Origin of the sequence: Microseira wollei NIES-4236 (assembly GCF_020521235.1) — a bacterium.
GTDB classification, from domain to species: domain Bacteria; phylum Cyanobacteriota; class Cyanobacteriia; order Cyanobacteriales; family Aerosakkonemataceae; genus Microseira; species Microseira wollei.
In genome coordinates this window covers 66,311-88,205 of sequence record NZ_BLAY01000002.1, presented here as the reverse complement: position 1 = coordinate 88,205, position 21,895 = coordinate 66,311, and the positions used below count along the sequence as shown (strand labels likewise).

At 46.2% G+C, this 21,895-nt stretch carries 16 protein-coding genes; 4 read left to right on the top strand and 12 right to left on the bottom strand.

Going from position 1 to position 21,895, the window contains the following annotated elements; translation table 11 throughout:
* Positions 1-61: 61 nt before the first annotated feature.
* Together MiSe_RS01385 and MiSe_RS01380 are read left to right on the top strand one after the other, a co-directional pair.
* Complete coding sequence (locus MiSe_RS01385) at positions 62-3,757, top strand: WD40 domain-containing protein (protein WP_226573188.1); 3,696 nt, start codon at positions 62-64, stop codon at positions 3,755-3,757.
* A complete protein-coding gene (locus tag MiSe_RS01380) occupies positions 3,754-6,225 on the top strand; it encodes a carotenoid oxygenase family protein (protein WP_226573186.1) in 2,472 nt (823 codons plus the stop codon). The genes MiSe_RS01385 and MiSe_RS01380 overlap by 4 nt, the downstream gene beginning before the upstream one ends.
* A gap of 257 nt (positions 6,226-6,482) precedes the next feature.
* Here the strand turns inward: MiSe_RS01380 and MiSe_RS01375 are convergent, their stop codons facing one another.
* The 4 genes from MiSe_RS01375 to MiSe_RS01360 all read right to left on the bottom strand — a co-directional run bounded on the left by MiSe_RS01375 (position 6,483) and on the right by MiSe_RS01360 (position 12,455).
* Positions 6,483-8,957, bottom strand: a complete 2,475-nt coding sequence (locus MiSe_RS01375) for a Sll1247 family protein (protein WP_226573184.1) — start codon at positions 8,955-8,957, stop codon at positions 6,483-6,485.
* Between the two features lie 10 nt (positions 8,958-8,967).
* A complete protein-coding gene (locus tag MiSe_RS01370; RefSeq protein WP_226573181.1) occupies positions 8,968-9,162 on the bottom strand; it encodes a hypothetical protein in 195 nt (64 codons plus the stop codon).
* On the bottom strand, positions 9,159-10,424 hold the full coding sequence (locus MiSe_RS01365; RefSeq protein WP_226573178.1) for an RNA-guided endonuclease InsQ/TnpB family protein: 1,266 nt from the start codon (positions 10,422-10,424) through the stop codon (positions 9,159-9,161). The genes MiSe_RS01370 and MiSe_RS01365 overlap by 4 nt, the downstream gene beginning before the upstream one ends.
* A 165-nt stretch (positions 10,425-10,589) precedes the next feature.
* Positions 10,590-12,455, bottom strand: coding sequence for an AAA-like domain-containing protein (locus MiSe_RS01360; RefSeq protein ID WP_226573175.1), 1,866 nt, complete (start codon positions 12,453-12,455; stop codon positions 10,590-10,592).
* Positions 12,456-12,708: 253 nt separating this feature from the next.
* On the opposite strand from MiSe_RS01360, the gene MiSe_RS01355 reads away from it, so the two are divergent.
* A complete protein-coding gene (locus MiSe_RS01355) occupies positions 12,709-13,017 on the top strand; it encodes a hypothetical protein (protein WP_226573162.1) in 309 nt (102 codons plus the stop codon).
* Between the two features lie 48 nt (positions 13,018-13,065).
* On the opposite strand, the gene MiSe_RS01350 is transcribed toward MiSe_RS01355, so the two are convergent.
* The 8 genes from MiSe_RS01350 to MiSe_RS01315 all read right to left on the bottom strand — a co-directional run bounded on the left by MiSe_RS01350 (position 13,066) and on the right by MiSe_RS01315 (position 20,088).
* Positions 13,066-14,670 (bottom strand): peptide ligase PGM1-related protein, encoded by a 1,605-nt coding sequence (locus tag MiSe_RS01350; protein ID WP_226573159.1) that lies wholly within the window; start codon positions 14,668-14,670, stop codon positions 13,066-13,068.
* 122 nt (positions 14,671-14,792) lie between these two features.
* Complete coding sequence (locus tag MiSe_RS01345) at positions 14,793-15,566, bottom strand: MBL fold metallo-hydrolase (RefSeq protein ID WP_226573441.1); 774 nt, start codon at positions 15,564-15,566, stop codon at positions 14,793-14,795.
* Between the two features lie 335 nt (positions 15,567-15,901).
* On the bottom strand, positions 15,902-16,501 hold the full coding sequence (locus tag MiSe_RS01340; RefSeq protein ID WP_226573156.1) for an anthranilate synthase component II: 600 nt from the start codon (positions 16,499-16,501) through the stop codon (positions 15,902-15,904).
* 114 nt (positions 16,502-16,615) lie between these two features.
* Positions 16,616-17,155, bottom strand: a complete 540-nt coding sequence (locus MiSe_RS01335) for a diacylglycerol kinase family protein (RefSeq protein WP_226573153.1) — start codon at positions 17,153-17,155, stop codon at positions 16,616-16,618.
* Between the two features lie 14 nt (positions 17,156-17,169).
* Positions 17,170-17,685: an rRNA maturation RNase YbeY gene (ybeY, locus tag MiSe_RS01330; RefSeq protein ID WP_226573151.1), complete on the bottom strand. Its 516-nt coding sequence runs from the start codon at positions 17,683-17,685 to the stop codon at positions 17,170-17,172.
* A gap of 36 nt (positions 17,686-17,721) precedes the next feature.
* Positions 17,722-17,919, bottom strand: a complete 198-nt coding sequence (locus tag MiSe_RS01325; RefSeq protein ID WP_226573140.1) for a DUF3285 domain-containing protein — start codon at positions 17,917-17,919, stop codon at positions 17,722-17,724.
* Positions 17,920-18,053: 134 nt separating this feature from the next.
* Positions 18,054-19,179 (bottom strand): peptide chain release factor 2 gene (prfB, locus tag MiSe_RS01320; protein WP_226573439.1). Its coding sequence is split into 2 segments (ribosomal slippage): positions 18,054-19,103 and positions 19,105-19,179, totalling 1,125 coding nucleotides; the frame shifts between segments, so codons are not numbered across the junction.
* Positions 19,180-19,359: 180 nt separating this feature from the next.
* Positions 19,360-20,088, bottom strand: coding sequence for a Bax inhibitor-1/YccA family protein (locus MiSe_RS01315; RefSeq protein ID WP_226573138.1), 729 nt, complete (start codon positions 20,086-20,088; stop codon positions 19,360-19,362).
* Between the two features lie 468 nt (positions 20,089-20,556).
* On the opposite strand from MiSe_RS01315, the gene MiSe_RS01310 reads away from it, so the two are divergent.
* Positions 20,557-21,408, top strand: coding sequence for an RNA polymerase sigma factor SigF (locus MiSe_RS01310; RefSeq protein ID WP_264196275.1), 852 nt, complete (start codon positions 20,557-20,559; stop codon positions 21,406-21,408).
* The last annotated feature ends 487 nt before the right edge of the window (positions 21,409-21,895 follow it).

Here is a 21,895-nt window from a genome sequence, read left to right as displayed (position 1 = left end):
GGTATGAGTTGCTCTGACTTATATTTTGTTTTTTTCCAATAAATCTGGTTAAGAGAACGTTATGCCGAGGTCGCTTAAGGTTCGTACTGAATATATCGGAAAGGTTAAACTGGCTGTGCGACGGAATGGTTTTCCCAGTCAGCGCGAGCTAGCTGAAGACTTGAGATTGGCGCTGTGCACGGTTAGCAATTTTTTAACGGGTAAACCTGTCGATCGCGCGATTTTTGAGGAAATTTGCCAGAAGCTGTCGTTGAACTGGAAAGAAATTGCTGACGTAGGTATTGATACTTCGTTATCTGAGTTGGATTCCAAGACTAATGGCAGTAAAATAAGCGAGGCTCTGCCTCTAAGATCTTGTTCCCAGGCTGAGCCTGGGAACGAGGTGTGGAAGGCTGAGCCTGGGAACGAGGTGTCGCACCTGGAGATTCTTAGAAGTCGCAAGGATTTGGGAGAAGCGCCAGATGTTTCTCTCTTCTACGGCAGGCAGCAGGAAATTGCTACTCTAGAACAATGGATTCTTCACGATCGCTGTAGGTTAGTAGCAATATTAGGAGTAGGAGGAATTGGTAAAACTGCTTTATCTGCTAAATTTGTCAGTGAAATCGCAGACAATTTTGAATATGTTGTTTGGCGAAGTCTCCGCAACTCCCCACCTCTAGAGGAAATACTGACTGAGTTAATTCAGTTCTTTACTCCACCCCAGCACGTTAACCTACCTGCAACCGAATATAGTATAGTATCGCGTTTTTTAGACTACCTGCGTCAACATCGGTGTTTAATCGTTCTAGATAATTGCGAATCAATTCTTAAAGAAAGTACCTGTGTTGGAGAGTACAAAAGTGGCTATGAAGGGTACGGTTATCTGCTCAAGTGTATAGGAGAAACCCAGCATCAAAGTTGTGTAGTGCTAACCAGTAGGGAAAAGCCTAGTGAATTGGTGCAGATGGAGGGTGAGAGGTTGTCTGTGCGCTCGCTTCGTTTAAACGGTTTAAGCGAACTAGAGGGCTATAAAATTCTGGAAACCAAAGGATACTCTGGATCTGTTGCCGAATTAAAGCCGCTCGTTGAGCGATACAGCGGTAATCCATTGGCATTAAAAGTAATTGCCACGACAATTACTGAACTATTTGATAACAATATTGCTGAATTCCTCAACCAGGAAACTATTATTTTTGGCGAGATATGGAAGCTGATAAGCGAACAGTTTGATCGGCTATCTCCTGTAGAAACCCAGGTCATGTACTGGTTAGCAATTGAGCGCGAATGGACTTCTTTTCAAGACATACGTGAAAATATTTTTCCCTCTGTAGCAAGGCGGGAACTGCTGGAAGCCATTGCATCTCTACAGCGTCGTTCGTTGATTGAAAAACAGTCGAGTAGCTTTACACAGCAACCCGTAATCATGGAGTACATAACTAATCGACTGATCGAGCAAGTACAAGCGGAAATCAAGACCGAAGAAATATCGCTTCTCCACAAATTTGCGCTGATTAAAACTCAGTCAAAAGAATTTGGGATAGAAGCACAATTACGGCTAATTGTCAATCCTATTATCGAAGGGTTGCGATCGGATTTTAGGACAGAAGCGAACATTCGTAAAAGATTAGATAATTTATTGCATAAAGTTCGCAGTGAAGATGAATTGAGACTAGGCTATGCCGCTGGAAATTTGATAAATCTGTATCGCTATTTAGGGTTAGATATTGCCCGATACGATTTTTCAAAATTAACGATTCGACAAGCATTTCTGCAAGACATGAATTTGCATGAAGTGAACTTTTCTAACTCAGAGTTTATCCATTCATTGTTCGCGCAGACTTTTGGGGGTGTTCTAGCAGTTCGGTTTAGTCCTGATGGGCAAACACTAGCCACAAGTAGTACAAACTGCGAGATTCAACTGTGGGAAGTTGCCAATAAACAGCAGATTTTAACACTGCAAGGACACAATAATTGGGTGCGCTGCATTGCTTTCAACCCAGACGGTAAACTGCTCGTCAGTGCTAGCGATGATGGCACTTTAAGAGTTTGGGATTTATCTAAAGGTGTGTGTAAGAATGTTCTGCGCGGTCATTCAGGCAATGTATATGGTAGCGCGTTCAGTCCAGATGGTCAGCTAATTGCCAGCACTAGCCATGACGGTACAATTCGCTTATGGAGTGTAGAGAATGGCAACTGTTTGCGAATCCTGTCAGGACACTTTTCAGCAGTTATACATTCTAGCTTTAGTCCGTGCGGCAAACTTCTAGCAACTGGCAGCTTCGACCATACAATCCGAATTTGGGATGTTTATAGCGGTACTTGTTTGCATACACTTACCGAACATAAAAACTGGGTGACAGGACTTAGTTTTAGTCCCGATGGAAAATGGTTAGCTAGTCCCAGTTGCGATCGCACGATCCGCATTTGGCGCGTCGCAGACTGGCAGTGCATCAGGGTTTTAGAAGGACATAATGGATGGATCTGGGGTGTAGACTGGAATCCTGACAGTCAACTAATTGCTAGTTGCAGTGTCGATTGCACCGTCAAAATTTGGGAGATTATGACAGGCGAATGTCTGCGAACTTTAGCAGGACATGGGATTCAAATTTGGCGAGTCGCATTCAGTCCTGATGGACGAACAATTGCCACTGGTGCAGAAGATCAAACGATTGGATTGTGGGATGTAGAAAGCGGTCGTCGCATCACAACAATGACCGGATATTCAAACTGGGTGCGCTCTGCAATATTTAGCCCTAATGGTGCAGCGATCGCCACAGGTCACAAGGACAAAACTCTGCGGATTTGGGATAGCAATAGTTATCAATGTTTGCAACAGTTGCTAGCTCATGCTGGAGGTATTTCCTCTATCGCTTTCCATCCCCATAGCTCATTGCTTGCTAGTGGCGGACACGACTCAATTGTTAAAGTTTGGAATTGGCGAATTGGTGAATGTCTTGCTGTTTTGAAAGGACACAGCGATGAAGTTTGGGGACTGGCATTTAGTCCGATCCCCCCAACCCCCCGGCGTTCCCAGGCAGAGCCGTGGGAACCAGGGGGGGGCTACGATCCAAAGTTCCCCCCTTTGCAAGGGGGGCTAGGGGGGATCTTAGCCAGTAGCAGTTTCGACCAAACTATTAGACTGTGGGATATTGAGAATAAAACTTGCTTGAAGGTACTTTTAGGACATCGCGATCGCATTCCCACCCTAGCATTCCATCCCAAGGTCAACATACTTGCCAGCGGTAGTGATGATTGCACTATCAAACTCTGGAATATTACTGAAGGAAATTGCTGCAATACCCTAACCGGACACAATGCCAGAGTAGGAACGGTAGCATTTAATGCTGATGGTAATCTATTGCTCAGTGCGAGTTTGGATGGGACATTAAAAATTTGGCATGTCGGTACGGGGGAGTGCTTACAAACGCTGCAAGGACATGCAAACTGGGTAATGAGCGCGGCTTTTTTCCCCGATGGTCGTACAGTTGCTAGTGCGGGATGCGATCGCACGATCAAAATTTGGGACAGCCATACAGGACAATGTTTACATACCTTAACAGGTCATACAAACTGGATCTGGACAGTTGCAATTAGTCCTGACGGTCAAAAACTTATTAGCGCCAGTGAAGATGAATCTGTCCGGATTTGGAATCTTGAGACTGGAAGTTGTATCACTACACTGAAACCCAAACGTCCCTATGAAGGGATGCAAATTACTGGAGTAACAGGGTTAACTCTGGCTCAAGAAGCAATGTTAAAGGAACTTGGGGCGATATGAAACATCTGCCAGCGCATTTTGTCGGCGAACCTTTGAGAAAGTTTTTTGTTCCTCGATCTGTCATCAAAACCAGTCGCGAAGAAATTACCGATCTGCGGTTAATCGTTCGCAAGTATGTCAAGAATAGTAACGGAGATTGGGAACTAATTGCACAAGATGCTAATAAACCTCTCGAACAAACAATCTCTTTGGCAGGCGAGACGCCCACCCCACAAGAGTTTATGGAGAGGTCTAATAAACCTCTCGAACAAACAATCTCTTTGGCAGGCGAGACGCCCACCCCACAAGAGTTTATGGAGAGGTCTAATGAATTACCTGCGGCATTGCAAGGTTATATTTTCACCGTTGGTGCGCTGTTTCAGGCTCAAGATCGCCCCCAGGAAGACGGTACGCAACTTTATACAGGCGATGGGATGATTTATCGCTTGGGATTTGAACAAGGTCAGGCGATTTTGAAAACCAGAATTGCCAAAACTCCTTGTTATTATGCCGATTTAGCAACTGCTGGAGACAGCAATCGATCTGTTTGGCAACCTCAAACGGAATTTGCCAAGCGACATCGGATATTTTCTTATTTTGCAGCATTTCGGAATGGGGGACCGAGCCGTTTCAGTATGCTTTTGGGTGGCAGAAATCAACTGAATACTGCTTTTTTGAAATTAGGCGATCGCTTAATAGTCACCATTGATGCAGGTCGTCCTTATGAAATCGATCCCAACTCCCTAGAATTACTCGCACCCATCGGTAAAGCAAGCTGTTGGCTGGGAATATTCCCAATTGTTTCTCGATTAGTCGCTCAGTTGACTGGTAGTTATCCCTTTGATGTTTACATTAATGCAGCCCATCCTGTTGCCGATACCAAAAAAGCTAATAATATTTACGGCTCTACCATCAATGGCTTTTTGAGTACCAACTATTCGACTGGATATAACGGATTATACCGCAAGCCAGTGAATTGGTTTTTTGAGAAAATAAATCATATTTTCAAAGGAGAAGCCGCCGCCAAAGAGCAATTTGGACGCTTTACCGACTTAATTTACTACACCTTTGATCGAGCAACCGAATCCCAAGAACCAGAACTGAAACGATGGCGATTAGTTCTAGCAAATGGTCTGCATAAAGGAAAACCCGTCATCGTTGAACAGTCACTCCATCAACTGGCAATTACAGAAGACTTCATCATTCTGGCTGACATCGCCTTCAAAATGGAGTTTTCCCAAATATTTTCACCATTCCTTTTCGGGTTTCTCAAATTAAAACTCTTTCAAAAATTCTGGGCGCTGGGTGCATGGATATATGCCAACTTCTTGCGGGCAATGCCTCCTCTACCCAATGGAATTATTTACATTGTCAAGCGGTCAGATTTAGAGAAATATCCAGCTTGTACAGCAGATACAGAACCTACGACATTACCAGCTTTGCAAGTTATTTTGCCCCACGAAATCTCTCACTTTGCTGCCGATTACAATAATCCCGATGGCAAAATTACACTTCACGTCGGTCATATTAATGGCTGGGATGTGACTGAGTGGATTACCAGATACGATCTCTCGGTTCCTTCTAAGCCTTGTTTGCGCTGCGACTTAGAAGGAATGCAAGTTGGTACGACGGATTTGGGAGGTTTAGCCAAGTATGAAATTGATGGAAATACTGGCAAGATTGAGAAAATTCAGACGATTCGAGATCCTGAATTTACTTGGTCGCCATCGATTTATACCCATAGCGAACTAAGTCGCGATGATGCTAATAACCAAGAAGCACAAATCAAGAATATTTACTGGCTGTGTTGGGGATTTTCTTGGGAACTGATTCCCCAGCGAATTTACGATGCTTATAAATCGAGAGAATCTAGGACAATTCCGATTGAGGATTTACCTTCAAACGATCGCCCTCTGACTTTGGTGCGGCTGGATACCGAGACGATGACCGTCGCAGATTCCTTTCAGTTTCCACTGGGTTACTTTGTCTCTTCGCCTCAATTTGTTCCCAGTTCTGATCCATTACCTGAAGCAGCAGAGCCATCTACACATGGCTATATTGTCTGCGTTGTATTAGCTGACAATTTAGACAACGAAGAGCAATCCTGCGATGAATTCTGGGTGTTTCATGCCGATGATTTTCACAACAAACCCATCTATCGTTTGCTCGCTCCATCCGATCGCGAACCATTGAATTTGGCACTAACTTTACACACAACTTGGATGCGCGAGAGCGGGAATTACAATCAAACAAAGCGATATGACGATGAAGGCATTCGCCAACAAATCCGCAAAGAATCTGTTAGTCTTGACTACAAGTCTCGTTTAAAACGAGCCAATTCAGTTGTGCATGAATTATTCGACGATATTGTTTACGGGTACTTTACCCAGCAACTTTCAGAACAAGCAGCTATGAAACGCTTGCACGAGTCAGACTACAAAATCAGATGCGATTGTGGAATAAATCGGGAGTCAACTCCGGGAAAATAGACCCCTACGCCAAGAAACCCGGTTTCTTTGCGTAATATCATGTCCGCGAGAGATCGGTAGTGTATGGATGGCTAATTGCTCGCTTGCTAATTGCTAATATAGTATTTTTCCTGATTGAGCCATTAGCGATTAGCTATTAGCAGTTACACAACCGTTGCCAGAGGACATGATATCAGTTGTATATAGTCGATTGTGCGAAAAGCTGTTTTTTTCCCTCCCACCTGCTCACCTGCTCACCCGCTCACCCGCTAGCTTGGTCAAAGAATATTCTTTTTAATTGAGGATATATCTACAGTTCCAAAGTTTGTCAATAAAGCAATATTTAAGTTTTCTAGAGAGTGTACTAGCCAGCCAATTTCCTTGAAAGCTTGGGTTTCATAGTAAGAGAACAAAATTGAAAATCGCTTTTCTAAATGTAGTTTTACCTTGCCGGAAAGCAAGGCAATTTTGAGTAATAACCCCACCGTTTTGATGCTTCCCAGGTTATTTAACATATCGAAAAAGTATAAATAGTCTGGATCGGGAGGACTGGTGACTAAAAAATTAAATAATTTACTGCAAGTCTGCATAATTAAAAGCTCGTCTATTTTTTTATTGTCGTTTTCGGTTAATGTGTTTTTTAAAAAATTGTACAAGCGTTGGTTAAATTGATGCTTCCCATATTTCCCATCGACCGATGCAATCAAATATTGGTATAAATCGGCTTTGAAGTCTCGATAGGTTCTTGTTATAGTATGGCGACTCAGGAAAATATTTGCTAAGTCTTGATAACTGTAGGTTTTTTCTACTTTTCCCACAAATTCCTTGATGGCAAAATAAAGTTCTTCGTCGGTTAAAAGCGTAGGATTTGGCAGGCGTTTCATGTCTGCCGATTTGGAAATAACGATCTCAGGTCGGTAGGAAGGATTGAGGATAAGATCTCCAAAAGTATTGCTCCGGGGTTTATGTAAATTTGTTTTGGGAACCTGTTGAACTCGCTTGAGCAGGTCAGGGATATATTCAGAAAGCTTATTTTCAAATTGCTGCCGATTTTTTTCTTGAATTTGCCGGATCATTTGTCGATGTTCGTAAGAACTGTCTGGCGGCAGCAAATAATGACTATACAAATAAGGATACCGATAAATTAATTGACTTAAGGGTTGATTGGCTTCTGGGGTATGTAGATTATAGTTGATCTCTACAACTGGTAACAAGCGTTTGAGAATTTGATATTCGTCGCTTTGGGTAAACAAATAAACCAATTCCTGCAAGCGTCTAACAACCCGCGAAGGAGAGGCTTTTTGCTTATACCTAAAAGCCCCATGATCCAATAATGCTACCAAATCGGCAACGGCATCTTTATATTTAGGATTGGCTTGCCAGCGGTTGATCAGAATATAGCAGCAACGATTGAGAAAATAGTTAAATTTTGACTCTTGGTTTAAAAATGCTATAATTCTATAAAGGGCAGCTTCCACTTCCGATTCGGGATAGCCCATGCCGTCAATAAATAACTTGTTAAACCGTTCAAGTAACTCTCTGGGTGACTTTCTTTTTGATAATTCAAGTAGGTGGTCGTAGAGGAGCTGTTCATCGCTGTTAGTCGGTTCGCGCATGGGGGTTTCTTTCCCAGGTTGTAGTTTTTCTAGTTCCTGATGCACCCAGCTTTGATTAAAAATTAATTGGTAAATTCGATTGTAAACTTTTAATTTACCTTGGTGTTTAACGACTAATCCCGATAGGCGCAATTCCATTTTTTCGGGAGTGTCGTCAGCTGGGATTTCGCGCCGCTCTAAAATTTGCTGATAAAGTTTTAACAGCTTAACGGTGCTAGCGTTGCGATGCAAAAGGCGCTCGCGGATGGTTCGCAAGTGTGGGGGTTCGTCTTGGGATTCCCAATTTTCGACGATGCGCGAGCGCACCAGCTCCTCTACCCATTGAGCTTCCCTCCCTTCGCGAATCGGAGAATTTTCCCCCATCGCTAGTTTACAAAGTTTTTGCACGAGAAACGGCTTGCCTCCCGTCCAATCTAAAATCTCTTTCAAGACGGCTAAAGGATTGCTAGTTTTACGCGCTAATCCTTTAGCTAACGGCAAGCTTTCGTGGAGTTGAAATCCGGTTAAATCGATGGCGCGACCAATATCAAAAGGCGTGCGATTGGCATCTTGAATTAACTCGCTTGGCGTCGCCACCCCCAACAAAGCAAAAGCGAGACGCCGATATTCCGGACGATCCCCCCGTTTGTTGTAGCAAGATTTAATTAAGGCAAAAAAATCATCGACTGGGAAATTGAGTCGTTTAACGCTATCAATTTCATCGACGAAGATAGCCAGATTTTGCGTAATTTCTTTCAGCAGTACCTTACCGATAAACTCATCGAGGCGTTGGACGGGGGAGAAAATCTCGCGCTCGCGCCACCAACTGACAATATCTATCTTATCGGATAAATTAAAACCATCCGCCAAAGTCCCGATAATACTGGCATACCACTGCTGCGGGGTAATATCGCGACAACCAATCGAGGTCAAGTCTACCACTGCACAAGCAACGCCTTCCAACCGAAGGCGTTGCATCGTTTGTACCCGCAAGCTAGACTTTCCCATTTGTCGCGAGTTGAGGACATAGCAAAACTCTCCCGCCATCATGCCTTGATAAAAGTCTAAGTCCGCTTGTCTTTTGACGTAAGTTTGGCAGTCCTGGGGTAAGCACCCGCCTACCTGATAGTCATACGCCGAGGAAGGTTCCGAATTCATCGATGCACCTCTATATTGCCTTCTCCCACTGGAACGAGAAGGAATTGGGATGAAGCTGCTCGCACCTCCATCCATAACCTACTATGTCTGACCCTTCCACACTTATGCACCCAGATAGGCGGTTATCAGCCGCAGCGTTCAGTATTCCTACGTGACATCCTCCCACACTTCCCGTTCCGGGTAAGTCTGGGCTTCCAATTCTCACGAACTGGCATTCCTGGTTCTTCTTCCTCCCTTACGAGAAGAAGGTTTCGCCTCTGACCTAGACTGGTTTTCACCAGCCCCCGGCAGACCGACTGCAACAGGCTCTTTCGATTCGCCAGAGTCCCTGGCTACTAATTGTGCTAGACCACGCAACCTAATTACTTCAGCCGATGCGTGGTCGCGATGCGTCTGGTAACCACATTCACTACACTTATGAACTCGCTGTGACAATGTTTTCTTACCCGTATGCGCTCCGCATTTTGGACAAGTTTGAGATGTTCCCTTATGGTCTACGTGAGCAAAGTATACATCTCGCTTGAAGCACACTTGTTTGAGAATATCTCGAAACGCTCCAAAGCCTGCATCAAGGGTATGCTTGCATAGCATCCCTTTGCCCATGACGCGGAAATCGATATCTTCAACGAATACCATTCCCGCTTGGTCGCAAAGATGATGAGCGGTTTTGTAATGAAATAATTTACGGGTGTTAGTGATGTGATTATAATGTTTGGCAACCTTGATACTAGCTCGAGAGTAGTTCTTAGACCGCTTCTTCTTTCTAGATAATCTGCGTTGTAGCACTTTAAGCCGACGTTGCTTGTCTACAAAGAATCGGGGTCTACCGATGAATTCTCTATCCGAGGTTGTCAAAAATTTCTCCAATCCCAAATCAATGCCAATGGCATGACCGTGAGGTTGAGGCTCATAGATTGAAGCGTCGGATTCAATAGTAATTACTGCATCCCAACTCGCAGCTCTTTTAACTATCCTTACCTGCTTGATTACAAACCCGTCAGGGATTGGTCGATGCAGATTGATACGAATATATCCGATTTTTGGAAGAGTAATTTGCCATCCGGTTAGGCAATTGGCTTTTACCTGGGGAAATAGCATGGACTTGAATTGTCCGTACTTTTTGAATCTGGGAAAGCCATAGCCTCGGTTCAAAAAGAAATCCCATGCATCATGAAGCCGCCTAATTGTTGTTTGCAATACCTGAGACGGCACGTCTGATAACTTGGGATATTCTTTTTTAGCTTTGGGAAGAGCGTTTTGCTGAAAGTAGTATCCCGGAAATGGGGTATCAGCAGCGATGATGTACTCTTTCTCTAATGAGCAATAATCTAAACTACACTTCCGGGAACTTACCCAATCTTTGATTTCTCCCAGGGCATAATTGTATGTTGACCTGCAAATCTCTAGCCACTCAAGGAGTGTTTGCTCCTGAGCGGCATCTGGATAAATTCGGTAGCAGTAGTTCATGGTTATGCTCATGAGGATATTTTAACATGAGACAGTCGGGTTCTAAATAGTTAATCAAGGCACACGCTTGTGCCTTGATTAACCTGGGGGGATGTCCATTTATCCACACGCCTCCCTTCGGGTAGGCGTGGGACTTATAGCCTCCATGTGACCCCCAGCGCGAGGTTAACTTGATGATAGCCGAACTCGGAAATACTGACGGTATAGATCGCAACGGGGGGTGACATAATTCCCTTGTAGGTTCACCAACCCCATACTTTGTAACTTAAATCCTTGCATTGACGCTAATTGCACGGGAGCATTGGCATCCACGACTGTTTTCAGCGCTGCTGCTAACTCGGAATGCCGTTCTAAATTCCACAAATGCCGCCTTAAATGGTCGCTGTAGAGTCCAGCATCGGTGGGAGCGGTTTGGAGAAGTTGTTCCAAGGTAATTTCACCACGAGCGATGTGATAAAGTGCCAGTCGCACCAAATAAGGATGTCCTCCCAGCATCCCCATTAATTTTTTTACCTCTAAATCGCCCCAAGATAACCCGTGTCTATTTGCCAGATCCTTCACTTGCGCGGGTTGGAATTCTGGTAACTCTATCGGCAACCCTACATTAAACGGCGATTGATTGATATCCATCGGTACGTAAACTTCCGTAGAGTGGACGACAACCAAGCGCAGCTTTTTCCAAATATCCCGATTTTTAGCTTCCTCGTGCCAAGCGCGCAACATTCCTAGAAAATCCGCCGCCAGTTCGGGGTATCGAAAGATGGCATCGACTTCATCTAACCCCAAGGCGAGGGGACTGGAAGCGTTGGCGAGTAAATAGCGCTCAAAATAAGTTTTGCAAGCCATGCTGGTACCATAAATGTTGTGCCAATGGGACGCTAATCCATCGGGTAATTCCAGTTGTAGGGCGACGTTGGCACAAAACCAGCGTAAGAATTGTTCTAAGTCGCTGAATACTTTACTATCTGCCAGCTGAAAGCTTAAAGGCACGGTGCGGTAACCAAAAGCAGCGGCACGATGGAGAATGCGCGCCATCAGGGAAGTTTTGCCCATTTGGCGGGGTGCTTTGATGCGAATTAACGCACCCGGTTTGGCGAGCGCTTCGTAACACCTTTCGTCTATTCCCGGACGTTCGACGTAAAACGCCGACGCCAATTCCACTTGTCCCCTGGGTAATTCCGGTTCCGCTACTGGTTGGGGTGGATGGTGCGGCGTCGCGGCATAAGGCGATATTATCTTCGATGCAGCTGGAGTTCCTACCCTGCCACTGCCCCTATTTTCTTCTTTTTCCCCTTCAATACTTGCGCCTACTAACTGCAAAACTTGTTGTATCGTTGCCGGGGTATCATCAGGCGAGCGCCACTCAATTTGCGGCATTTTCTGTAGGTAACCCCGCAGATCGTGGTTGAGCAAGTTTAGGGGACAATTGATCCGAATCGGAATAATTAAAGGCTTGCGATCGTCCCGCGAACTTTGTAATCTCTTAGCTAGTCCTACTTCCTCGGTCACCATTTCGCTGCAAGCGGAAAGCGGCGACAATAACAGCAGCAAATAATCGCAGGTGTTGAGGGCAGTATAAATTTGCCGCAACCCATCTTTAGCCATTCGCAGACTCGCATTTGCTGGAAAAATGTCGTAGCCTCGATCTCGTAAGACAGTATCTAACTCGGTGACTAACTCCAGATCTGGGTCTTGGTTGCGATAGTAACTCAGTAAGACTTTGGTGCCGGTAATGACGGGGGGACTTTCGCTGGCATTTAATAATTCAGGTCTATATTTCACAAATAAGGTTACCAAATCCGAACGGTGCGAGTAACCAGCGTCTCCGGGTTCGCTTAAACCAAATTCCCTGCAAATATTGGCAATGTGTCTTCTGACAGTATCTTGGGTGATATGCAGTTCCTTGGCAACATCTGCATCTTTTTGCCCCTGCAAAAATTTCAGCAACACTTCTTGCTGTCTTCCGGTTAGTTTGGCAAATGCCTTGTTAAACTCAGCTTGATTCATGTTGCCTTGGAGACTTCGCGCCAACTGATGAACCCTGGTATCAGACGACTGGAGATGCTCAAACAGGGGAACAGAAAAAGAAAGAACGAGGGAGGAAAGACTAATTTATGCCATCCCTCATCCTTTTTAACCATACTCAATTCCCTTGCTCTTCTACTTATAGTCCCCCAACCGAGGGGTTGTTGCTTTCTGTGTAAGCACATTCACAGATGTGTACGCCACGGCACAGAAGCGCCAACGCCTGTGAGTATTGATTACACAAACCACCTAACGACAGATGCCGCTTGGGATAGTCAAACTATACAAACGTCTTTTAAGCGTGTTTGATATGGATACCAGCTTTTCCAGGATACATTTAATCGGTGGCTTAATCGCAGGCGCTACAGTTGCAGAGATCGCCTTCCCTAACCCCATCACCACCTTAACCCAATTTTCCCCAGAAATCCCCGAGTCAACCCGTTCATCAATCTCCCGTTCTTTCCTCACCCCATCAATTTTGGCGCGGGGTATGAAACCAAAATCAACCAGACGCCGATATGAAGTGCCTTCCCCTCCTAGACGTGGAGTACCGGGAGGCGGTTCTTAAGAATTTCAGATTTTAGATTTTAGATTTTAGATTTGGGATGCCAGGATTTCAGATTGAGGACACTATTGCTTTTTCTTCCTCTCCCTCCTCGATTAAACCATGAGAGATTGGTTTCGTTTCTTCATCTAATACTTTTACCACCCGATTATAAATATCCTGCGCTTCTTGGGGAGAATTGCCGATACTGGTTAATCCCAGTTTGCCAAATTCCGACAAGCAACCCATGAGGTGAAAAACCGTACCCGTTTCGGTACTGGTATCAAAATGCAACCGCTGTTCTGCAATAATATCCATCAAATCGTTTGGCAGCAATCCTTTGTAGCGGTCTTTTTGCAAATTATCCGTAGCAATGTAATATTTCGCACAACCGTGTTGGCTGTAAAATAAGCCGGTAGAAAGGTCGTAACGACCGTTAGTTAAGAATTTCAAAGTCATCAACGGGTGGGTAGTGCCGCCTTTACGCAGGTTGATTTCAATTGCTTGAATATCCCATTGGGGAACGCTGGCGATATCGTCTTGGCGGACGGCGATAAAATCTACACCAAAGCGTTCTAAAGCGCCTTTTTCAGCTAAATTTTGTCCAATCTTCAATCCCAATTGCTGCAAAGTGAGGCGATAAGATTCATTGGCGGGAAACCGACAACCGAGGTAAATTTGACCGCTGGGTCCGCCTAAAATTTGATCGTGGGTGGAGAGGATTTCCACTTCTCCAGTGGGGGTAATTCTACCTTGGACGCTGGGCGATCGCTTATCTCCCTCAATAAACGCTTCGACGATTGCCCCTAATTCCGGGATGCGACTGGAAAAATTATCCCAAGTTTCGCCTTTCGCTTCAAACTTTAAATCGGCAAAGCTTTTGTGAATCGCTGCGACTCGTTCCTTGTAAGATGCATTACCAGGAGCTTTATCTTGAATTCGTCTTAAATCCAGCAGCGCGTTGCCTTCCCCAGAAAACCCTTCATTTAGTTTTACCACCAGGCGCTGCAATGCCGGTTGCCGTTCCCACAATTGTGCAGCTGCTGCGGCTAAATCTTGAGTATTCTTAAGCAATTCGCTGCCATCTGGATAGGGAACCCCACATTCTCCGAAAATTTGCCGAGATCCGCTTTTTGTTCCCCAATAAAGCAGATCTGGGTCTAAAGCTAATAAAGGTACATCCAGTCGAACGGACAACTCCCGTTCTAAAGACGTAGAGTTATAACAAATCATATAGGTTTTATCCGCCCGCAAGCTGGCGCGAATGCGCTCCATTAGGCGCGGGCGGTCTAAAATTTTTTGGGTAAGTGCCGTAGCGGAAGCATCGTAGGTGGAGAATAGCACCAAGCGATCGCGCGCGTGGGAAAATGGAATCCTGGGGAGCAATTGCAGGTAATAATCGATGGCAATCTGCGATAGCGGCAGGGAAGTCACGTAAATCACCCGCGTTCGGGGATTTTGCAGCCGAATTAGCGAAAAAAGCAGCCGTTCTTCATAGTGGAGGAATCCCTGAACCTTTTGCAGTTCCCGCTGGTCGAGACTCAAAGAAGGAATGACGAGGATATCATAATCGCTATTATCCAACACATCGATCGCCTGCCAGCGCTCGCGCAATTGGGACTGTAGCAAGCGAAACTGTGCTGCCAGTTCAATTGAGGAAAGATCGAATAGTTCCATAACCCCTGTCCCATCGCCAACCCAACCGCAGTCATCTCATTTTGCAACGAAACAGCCAGGTATGTACAGAAGAGAAACAAAATTATACCTTACGGCGCACCCAATTACCCATTGCCTATTCCCTAGAACTTATAACTCAAAACCTTGATCGTCGAACCGCTATCAGGCAAATCTGCCGACCTCAGGGTCATTGTATCGGTATCCATGTTGCGAATCGGCATTCCATCCATGAGTTTGAGGAATTCATCTAGGGCGACGATATCGCAGGTATCTGCTGCTGCTTGGGTGCGGTAATGGGTGGGAATGACTATTTTAGGATTGAGAGTAGCGATCGCCGCCTTCGCCTCAGTAGGATTATAAGCTTTCGCCCCGCCTCCGGTCGGCACAAACAGCACATCGGGACGCCCCATGAGGATTTTTTGTTCTACAGTAATCGGTGCCGCCGCACCCCCTAAATGTAGAATATTAATCCCTGCGTGGTTCCAGCGCCAAGCAATATTCATCCCAAAACGCCGTCCGCCAAAGCGATCGTGATCGGTGCGAATTCCTTGGAATTGCGTCCCCTGTATGTTGTATACACCTGGTTCAAATAACAGTTTAGGATCCCCCGGTAGCTGGTCTACCGCCCCTTCATCAAGTAACTGACTGCTGATCAGCACTAACTCGGTTTCTATTTTCGGGGCGCGATACCCTGCGGTACAACCGAGAGGGCGAAACGGATTTACGAGGATGCGCTTACCACCCCCCGAAAACAAAAAGCAGGTGTGACCCAACCACTGAATTGAAAGCGTATCGTTCGTTTGCGCTTGAATTGCCTCAAATCCAGACAGCCAAGCCGTTCCAAAAGCCGTTACCAATCCAGCGCCAGCATAGCGCATCAACTGTCGTCGTTTCATCATTACCTTCAATATATCGACTCATGCGTTCGCGCAGCGTGCGGTCGGCATATCGCCGACAAGCGGGTTGGTTTAAATAAACTGTTGGCGATCGCCTGCATCCTTGGTGAAACCCACCCCTACGATCGCATCTCTTGTGGGGTAGGCAGAATGCCTGCCCAAGAGGTTTGTTTTTTGGAGAGGTCTATTAGACCCAGACCACATCTCTTGTGGGGTAGGCAGAATGCCTGCCCAAGAGGTTTGTTTGTTGCAGCAGTCTCAGGACCCAGGCAAAGAAACCGGGTTTCTGTGAAACAGAGATCTAGGTCGAAACCCGGTTTCTAGTCTCCTACCAATTACCCATTACCCATTAGCGATGACAGAAAATTTCGCAGCAACTGCTTCCCAGAAGTCGTGAGAATACTTTCTGGGTGAAATTGGACGCCCTGGATATGGGGATAGTTCCGGTGTCGTACCCCCATAATTGTTCCATCTTCAACCCAAGCGGTAATTTCCAACACTTCCGGGCAAGTTTCCCGGTCAATGACCAAACTATGATACCGCGTTGCCACAAACGGATTTTCCAAATCTTGAAACACTCCCACGCCCGTATGATAGACCTGAGAAGTTTTGCCGTGCATTAACTCAAGAGCCGAAACAATATTACCGCCAAACACTTCACCGATTCCTTGATGCCCCAAGCATACGCCCATAATCGGTAAATCAGGCCCCATTTCTGCGATTAATTCTAAAGAAATGCCCGCATCTTCCGGGCGTCCCGGTCCAGGAGAAATCACGATGCCATCCGGCTTTAATTCTTTGATTTGCTCCACAGAAATTTCATCATTCCGATACACTTTTATCTCAGATGCTACCGGAAACTCTGCTGCTAGTTCGCCGAGATACTGAACTAAGTTGTAGGTAAAACTATCGTAATTATCGATAACTAAAATCAACCTTCAAACTCCTTAGCTGGGCAAGGCTCTATTTTTAATCCAAAATGCCACTTTTGTCAAGTTCTAATTTTGAATTAATTTTTGATTTTTAATTTTGAATGCTCTATCGTTCTGCTAATTAATAGCTGACAGATAAATCATGCTAAACAGCGGCGGCAGTATTAGCAACCCAGCCACTAAAACCGATGCCATTGCCGAAATTAAAACTGCACCCGCGGCACAGTCCTTGGCAATTTTAGCCAGTTCGTGGTACGTTTGCTTCACGGTCAAATCGACAACCGACTCAATCGCGGTATTGAGTAACTCCATCACCAAAACCAAGCCGCACGTGAGGCCAATCACCGCAATTTCTACCGATTTTAAGTGTAAAAAGACGCTCAGGCCAATTGCCAGAGCGCCGATAAATACGTGGATGCGAAAATTGCGTTGAGTTTGAAAAGTGTAGCTAAGTCCAGCCCAGGCATATTTAAAACTAACTGCTAAAGTGGGAGCTACCCGCCACGCCATCTGGCGTTTTGGGGATAAGACTGGTTCGGTTGGGTTTTTCACCCCAGAGGAAAGTCCCTCAGACGGGGGGGAGGAACCATTCGATGCTATTTCGTAGGTTTGGGGGTTGGAGGTTTTGGGGGAATTGAGCGGTTCATTAACTTTCATGTGCAGCCACGAACTTAAACAGGTGTGATTTGAGCGAGCCAGGTGCGATCGCCTATAGACTCTAGCAAAGTTGCTTGCATCGAGAGCATTTCAGTCAAGCTATCCTCATCCGGATGATCCCAACCCAACAGGTGAAGCAAACCATGTGCCGCTAACCAAGCTAACTCAGTTTGCAGCGAATGTCCTTGCTGCTGAGCTTGCCGAGCAGCAGTTTCCACCGAGATGACGAGATCTCCGAGATATAAAGGTACGTGCAGCAGCATTTCCTCTGACTGAGGTATATCTGCTTCTAAAGCCGCAAAAGCCAGGACGTCAGTCGGCTGATTTTTGTTTCGGTACTGGGTGTTCAGTTCCTGAATTTCAGCATCGTCGGTGAGACGCAGACCCAGTTCATAGGCATCGGCGGGTGGAAGCGAGGTTTTGAGAATTTCTAGCCACTTCTCGCACCATTCCTGCCAATTTTCGGCCGAAATGACACTTTCGTGGTATAATTCCCCAAAAATATCCTGTATGCTTACTTCTACTTCCACACCTACTCCTCTCTATTCCGGATCTAATTGCATTTATTAACGAGTCAGGTAAGAAAGACCGATCAGAACGGCTAAAAGACCGATAGTTGTCAGGGCGAAGTGTTTCAGCGATACTCCTCCCTTGCGTACCATATTACGCATGGCGAGTTTGACGTAACTCGGTTGAGCTTCGGGGGTAGCTAATGGTGTTTCGGTTGCCGTTTCGGTAGGGTTGGAGGGCGAAGCTGAGTTCATAGAACGGTGATGCTGAGTCAGGTGAAGTCTATCAGGTTTGAGGCTGTTTCCTGAGATTGTAACAATAAATTAACAAAAATTTGAGAAACCCGGTTTTTGCGAAAAACCGGGTTTCTGCATCCCAGATGACTAGATTACACCGCGCCGGTTTCGACGAGTTGATTTTCTTGTCGCAGATAGGCTTGAATAAACGGGTCAAGCTCGCCGTTCATCACATCTGTAATGGCACTGGTTTCCACCTCAGTACGCAGGTCTTTTACCATCTGATAGGGATGGAAAACATAGTTGCGAATTTGGTTGCCCCAAGCGGCTTCAACCATATCGCCTCGAATTTGGGCAATTTCTTGAGCGCGTTGTTCTTGGGCGATAATCAGCAACTTAGCTTTAAGACGAGCAAGAGCTTTTTCCTTGTTTTGCTGTTGAGAGCGCTCTTCGGTACAGCGCACGGCGATGCCGGTGGGAACGTGTTCAACTCGCACGCCGGTTTCAACTTTGTTGACATTTTGCCCGCCTTTGCCGCCGGAACGGAACGTATCAACTTTCAAATCCTTATCTGGAATTTCCAGTTCAACTGATTGTGCCAAAATCGGCATGACTTCCACCCCGGCGAAGCTAGTTTGCCGCTTACCGTTGGCGTTGAAAGGCGAAATTCGCACCAGGCGATGAGTGCCTTTCTCAGATTTAAGGTAGCCGTAGGCATAGCGCCCGGTAATTTCCAGGGTGACAGATTTTAGCCCCGCTTCATCGCCTGCTGAAATTTCCGACAAATGCACTTGATAGCCGCGATCTTCTGCCCAGCGGGTATACATCCGCAACAGCATTTCGGCCCAATCTTGGGCGTCTGTACCGCCAGCACCGGCATTGATTGTCAGTACTGCTCCTTCTGCATCGTAGGGGCCAGAGAGCATTTGCTCCAATTCCCAGCGGTCGAGTTCGCGACTCAGTTGGGTGACATTAGTTTCGGCTTCTTGCAGCAGTGCTGGGTCGGATTCTAATTCCAGCAGTTCCAGAATCGCCTTGGTGTCTTCTAAGCTAATTTTCCACTGGTGATATTGCTGGATGTGGGATTTAAGGTCGTTGAGTTCTTGCAGGGTTGTTTGGGCAGCAGTTTGGTTGTCCCAAAAATTCGGTTGCGCCGCCAGCTGTTCCAGGTCTTGAATTTTGGCGGAAAGAGCGGGAATGTCAAAGATAGTCCTGGGTTTTACCCAGGCGATGAGACAGCGTTTCGACTTCGCGTTTAATATCTTGAACTTCTAGCATGGTTGGATGGCGCTGGAAAAAAGCTTGCACATGTTTATCTTACCCAGGACCCAGGCAAAGAAACCGGGTTTCTAGGAACGCCCTGGCGTAAGTCCTATTAACGGCTGTTTTGCCCCAAAAGATGAGGGTCGGCATCTGCTCACCCTCATCTTTTAGAAGAGAGAACCCTTGGAACAAAGGTTAATCGCGGCTATTAATCGCAATCAACAAGCGCAGGATAAAGACAAACAAGTTGATGTAAGTCAGGTACATCGACAGCGCTGCTGGCAGGTACTGGTCGTTGCGGTAGGTGCGGGGCAAAATGTAGAAATCCACCACGGCACATCCGGCAAATAGAAATACCCCAATGCCTGAAATAGCGATTTCCAGCCAGGTGGGGGTGTAGACGCCAAACAGGGCAAACAGGAATTGACCCACAAGCACGACAAGCAAGGCAACAATACCAATGCCGATCGTTTTGGTTAAGGCCATTCCGTCTTCTTCAGACAGATTCGAGCCAATTTGCCTTGCGGCAATAAAGGTGACGCCACAGCCAAGGGCGGCAAAGGCAATGCCTTGAATGCCAACGCCTTTTGTGCCTAGTGCAACGTACACGAGTCCGCTGAGGGTGTAGCCGGACAGCAAGCTATAGGTCGCTAGCAGGGGCAGGGCGACTTTGTTGTTGCCTTTTTCGGCAACATTTTGGGCGATGAAGAAAAGAATCAACTCCGCAATAACGGCGACGATCAAAGTTGGGAAAAATAATCCTGGATAGGAACGGATAACGCCAAGACCACCATAGACGCCAGCGGCGGTTAAAACCAAGCCGCCGCCGACATAGGGGAGAGCGTTGGCAATGACATTAGGGCCAACAAGCGCATGGCTTCTGGCAGAGCGAATCGCTTCGCGGAAGTTGCTGGTACTGCTCACGGGACTGCCTCCCTTGTTGGTGTGTGACTCTTTTGGTTTTATTCTGACTCAAATTCTCAGATCTCTGCACCCATAATCAAACGGCCAGTCTGGATGTGCGTATTTATCCCGAATAGGCGTGAAACCTTTGTACCGAATTCCGTAGAAACGCAATGGTGGGTTTCTGGCTGTCATAAAGAAAATGGGTTCAGGTGAAAAACAACGCCCCAATTCCCACTCCAGGGAAAGCTGCGATGGAGGCGTCTATAACAAGATGGGTGTTCCCGAATCAGGATTTTTATGATGGCAACTCAGTCTGCTGTTTACTCGTATCCAATGTTTGCACGCGAGATTTCATCCCCTCTGAAGGATTTGGGCGACTACACAGAGCGCCAGCACTCGCGTCGCTCCCTAGAAGCGATTAAGTCCCGTCAGAACGGTATGGCACGCCAAAAAGCAGCAGGGACTGATTTGCCAGTTGCTCCTTTGATGCCTCAGATCAAAGTCTTGTCGAAGGCTGTGAGTACCGCAACGGAAACCTCGGCAACTCCCAACACCGCATCTGATAAGGGCGAGTGGGATACCAAAGGGATGGAACTGTTGATGGCTTACCATCAAAATCCCTCTGTTTCGCTGCGGAATCAACTGGTCAAGATGCACGCTGGTTTGGTTCGCAAGGTGGCGCATCGCATCCGATATCAATGTACCGAACCTTATGAAGATTTGGAACAAATTGGTTTTATCGGTTTGATTCGCGCCATTGAGCGGTTCAATCCCACTCAAGGCTGTGCCTTTAGTTCGTTTGCCATACCTTACATTCGCGGCGAGATGCTGCATTTTCTTCGCGACAAGAGTTCTATGGTAAAGATACCCCGCCGCTGGCAAGAACTTTACATCGAAGGAGAAAAGGTGGAAAAGAAACTGACGGCGAAGCTGGGACGCACGCCAAAGGATGCCGAAATTGCCCAAGCGCTGGGAGTTTCGCTGCAAGAGTGGCGCGATAGCAAGTTGGCTGCTCAAAACCGCCAACCTCTGAGTTTGGATGCTACGGTGGCTCGCCAACTAGATTATCCGGTTAGTTTGGGAGAAACTTTGCCCGATACTCGCTATCAAGCTTTGCAACATTTGGAAGAAGACCGGCAACAATTGCAAGATGCTTTGAGTCAGTTGGAAACTAAAACCAGAGCGGCAATTGAGTGTGTATTTTTGCGCGAACTACCCCGCAAAGAAGCTGCTAAGCAGATTGGGGTTAGTCCAATGACCGTAACCCGACATCTGCAAAAAGGAGTCGATCAGTTGGTGAGTATGTTGCAAGCTCAAACGGCTGGTTTGGCTGGTTAGGGAGCGGTGGTCGGTTAATCGTCATGAGTTTTTTGCTCAAATCCCATGAAAACCTGGCGTCACCCTCCTTTTTTTCTACTTTTTTTGATTGTTTGCGTCGAGCAATACCTCGAATTATATGCTTAAGCAACATTGGCGTGTTGTTGGGTTTTCAAGTAATAACCCAAGTTGCTAGTTATTCAAATTGGTAATTGGTAATTGGTACTTGGTAATTGGTAATTCGATTCTTGACTCAGTCTACTCTTGACAATTACCCATTACCCCAGTCATCAACCCGGTTGATTCGTTAATTTCTCCCTGTCAACCCCACGATTTTTCAGAGCGCCCTTTGTTTCAATGCCTTGGGATGTAACTAGCAACTTGAGTTAATATCATGTCCGCTGGCATCGGCATCCCACGGGGGGGCGAGTTTATCAAAACAATTCGCTTAAAATCAAACGTTTTGGGTAAAACCCGCCCCTACGACCCTATTAACCATACCGGATGG

Coding starts and splice junctions, on each gene's coding strand:
- MiSe_RS01385 (WP_226573188.1), top strand. CDS start 62: ATGCCGAGGTCGCTTAAGGTTCGTACTGAATATATCGGAAAGGTTAAA.
- MiSe_RS01380 (WP_226573186.1), top strand. CDS start 3,754: ATGAAACATCTGCCAGCGCATTTTGTCGGCGAACCTTTGAGAAAGTTT.
- MiSe_RS01375 (WP_226573184.1), bottom strand. CDS start 8,957: ATGAATTCGGAACCTTCCTCGGCGTATGACTATCAGGTAGGCGGGTGC.
- MiSe_RS01365 (WP_226573178.1), bottom strand. CDS start 10,424: ATGAACTACTGCTACCGAATTTATCCAGATGCCGCTCAGGAGCAAACA.
- MiSe_RS01355 (WP_226573162.1), top strand. CDS start 12,709: ATGCCGCTTGGGATAGTCAAACTATACAAACGTCTTTTAAGCGTGTTT.
- MiSe_RS01350 (WP_226573159.1), bottom strand. CDS start 14,670: ATGGAACTATTCGATCTTTCCTCAATTGAACTGGCAGCACAGTTTCGC.
- MiSe_RS01345 (WP_226573441.1), bottom strand. CDS start 15,566: ATGAAACGACGACAGTTGATGCGCTATGCTGGCGCTGGATTGGTAACG.
- MiSe_RS01335 (WP_226573153.1), bottom strand. CDS start 17,155: ATGAAAGTTAATGAACCGCTCAATTCCCCCAAAACCTCCAACCCCCAA.
- MiSe_RS01325 (WP_226573140.1), bottom strand. CDS start 17,919: ATGAACTCAGCTTCGCCCTCCAACCCTACCGAAACGGCAACCGAAACA.
- MiSe_RS01310 (WP_264196275.1), top strand. CDS start 20,557: ATGCCTCAGATCAAAGTCTTGTCGAAGGCTGTGAGTACCGCAACGGAA.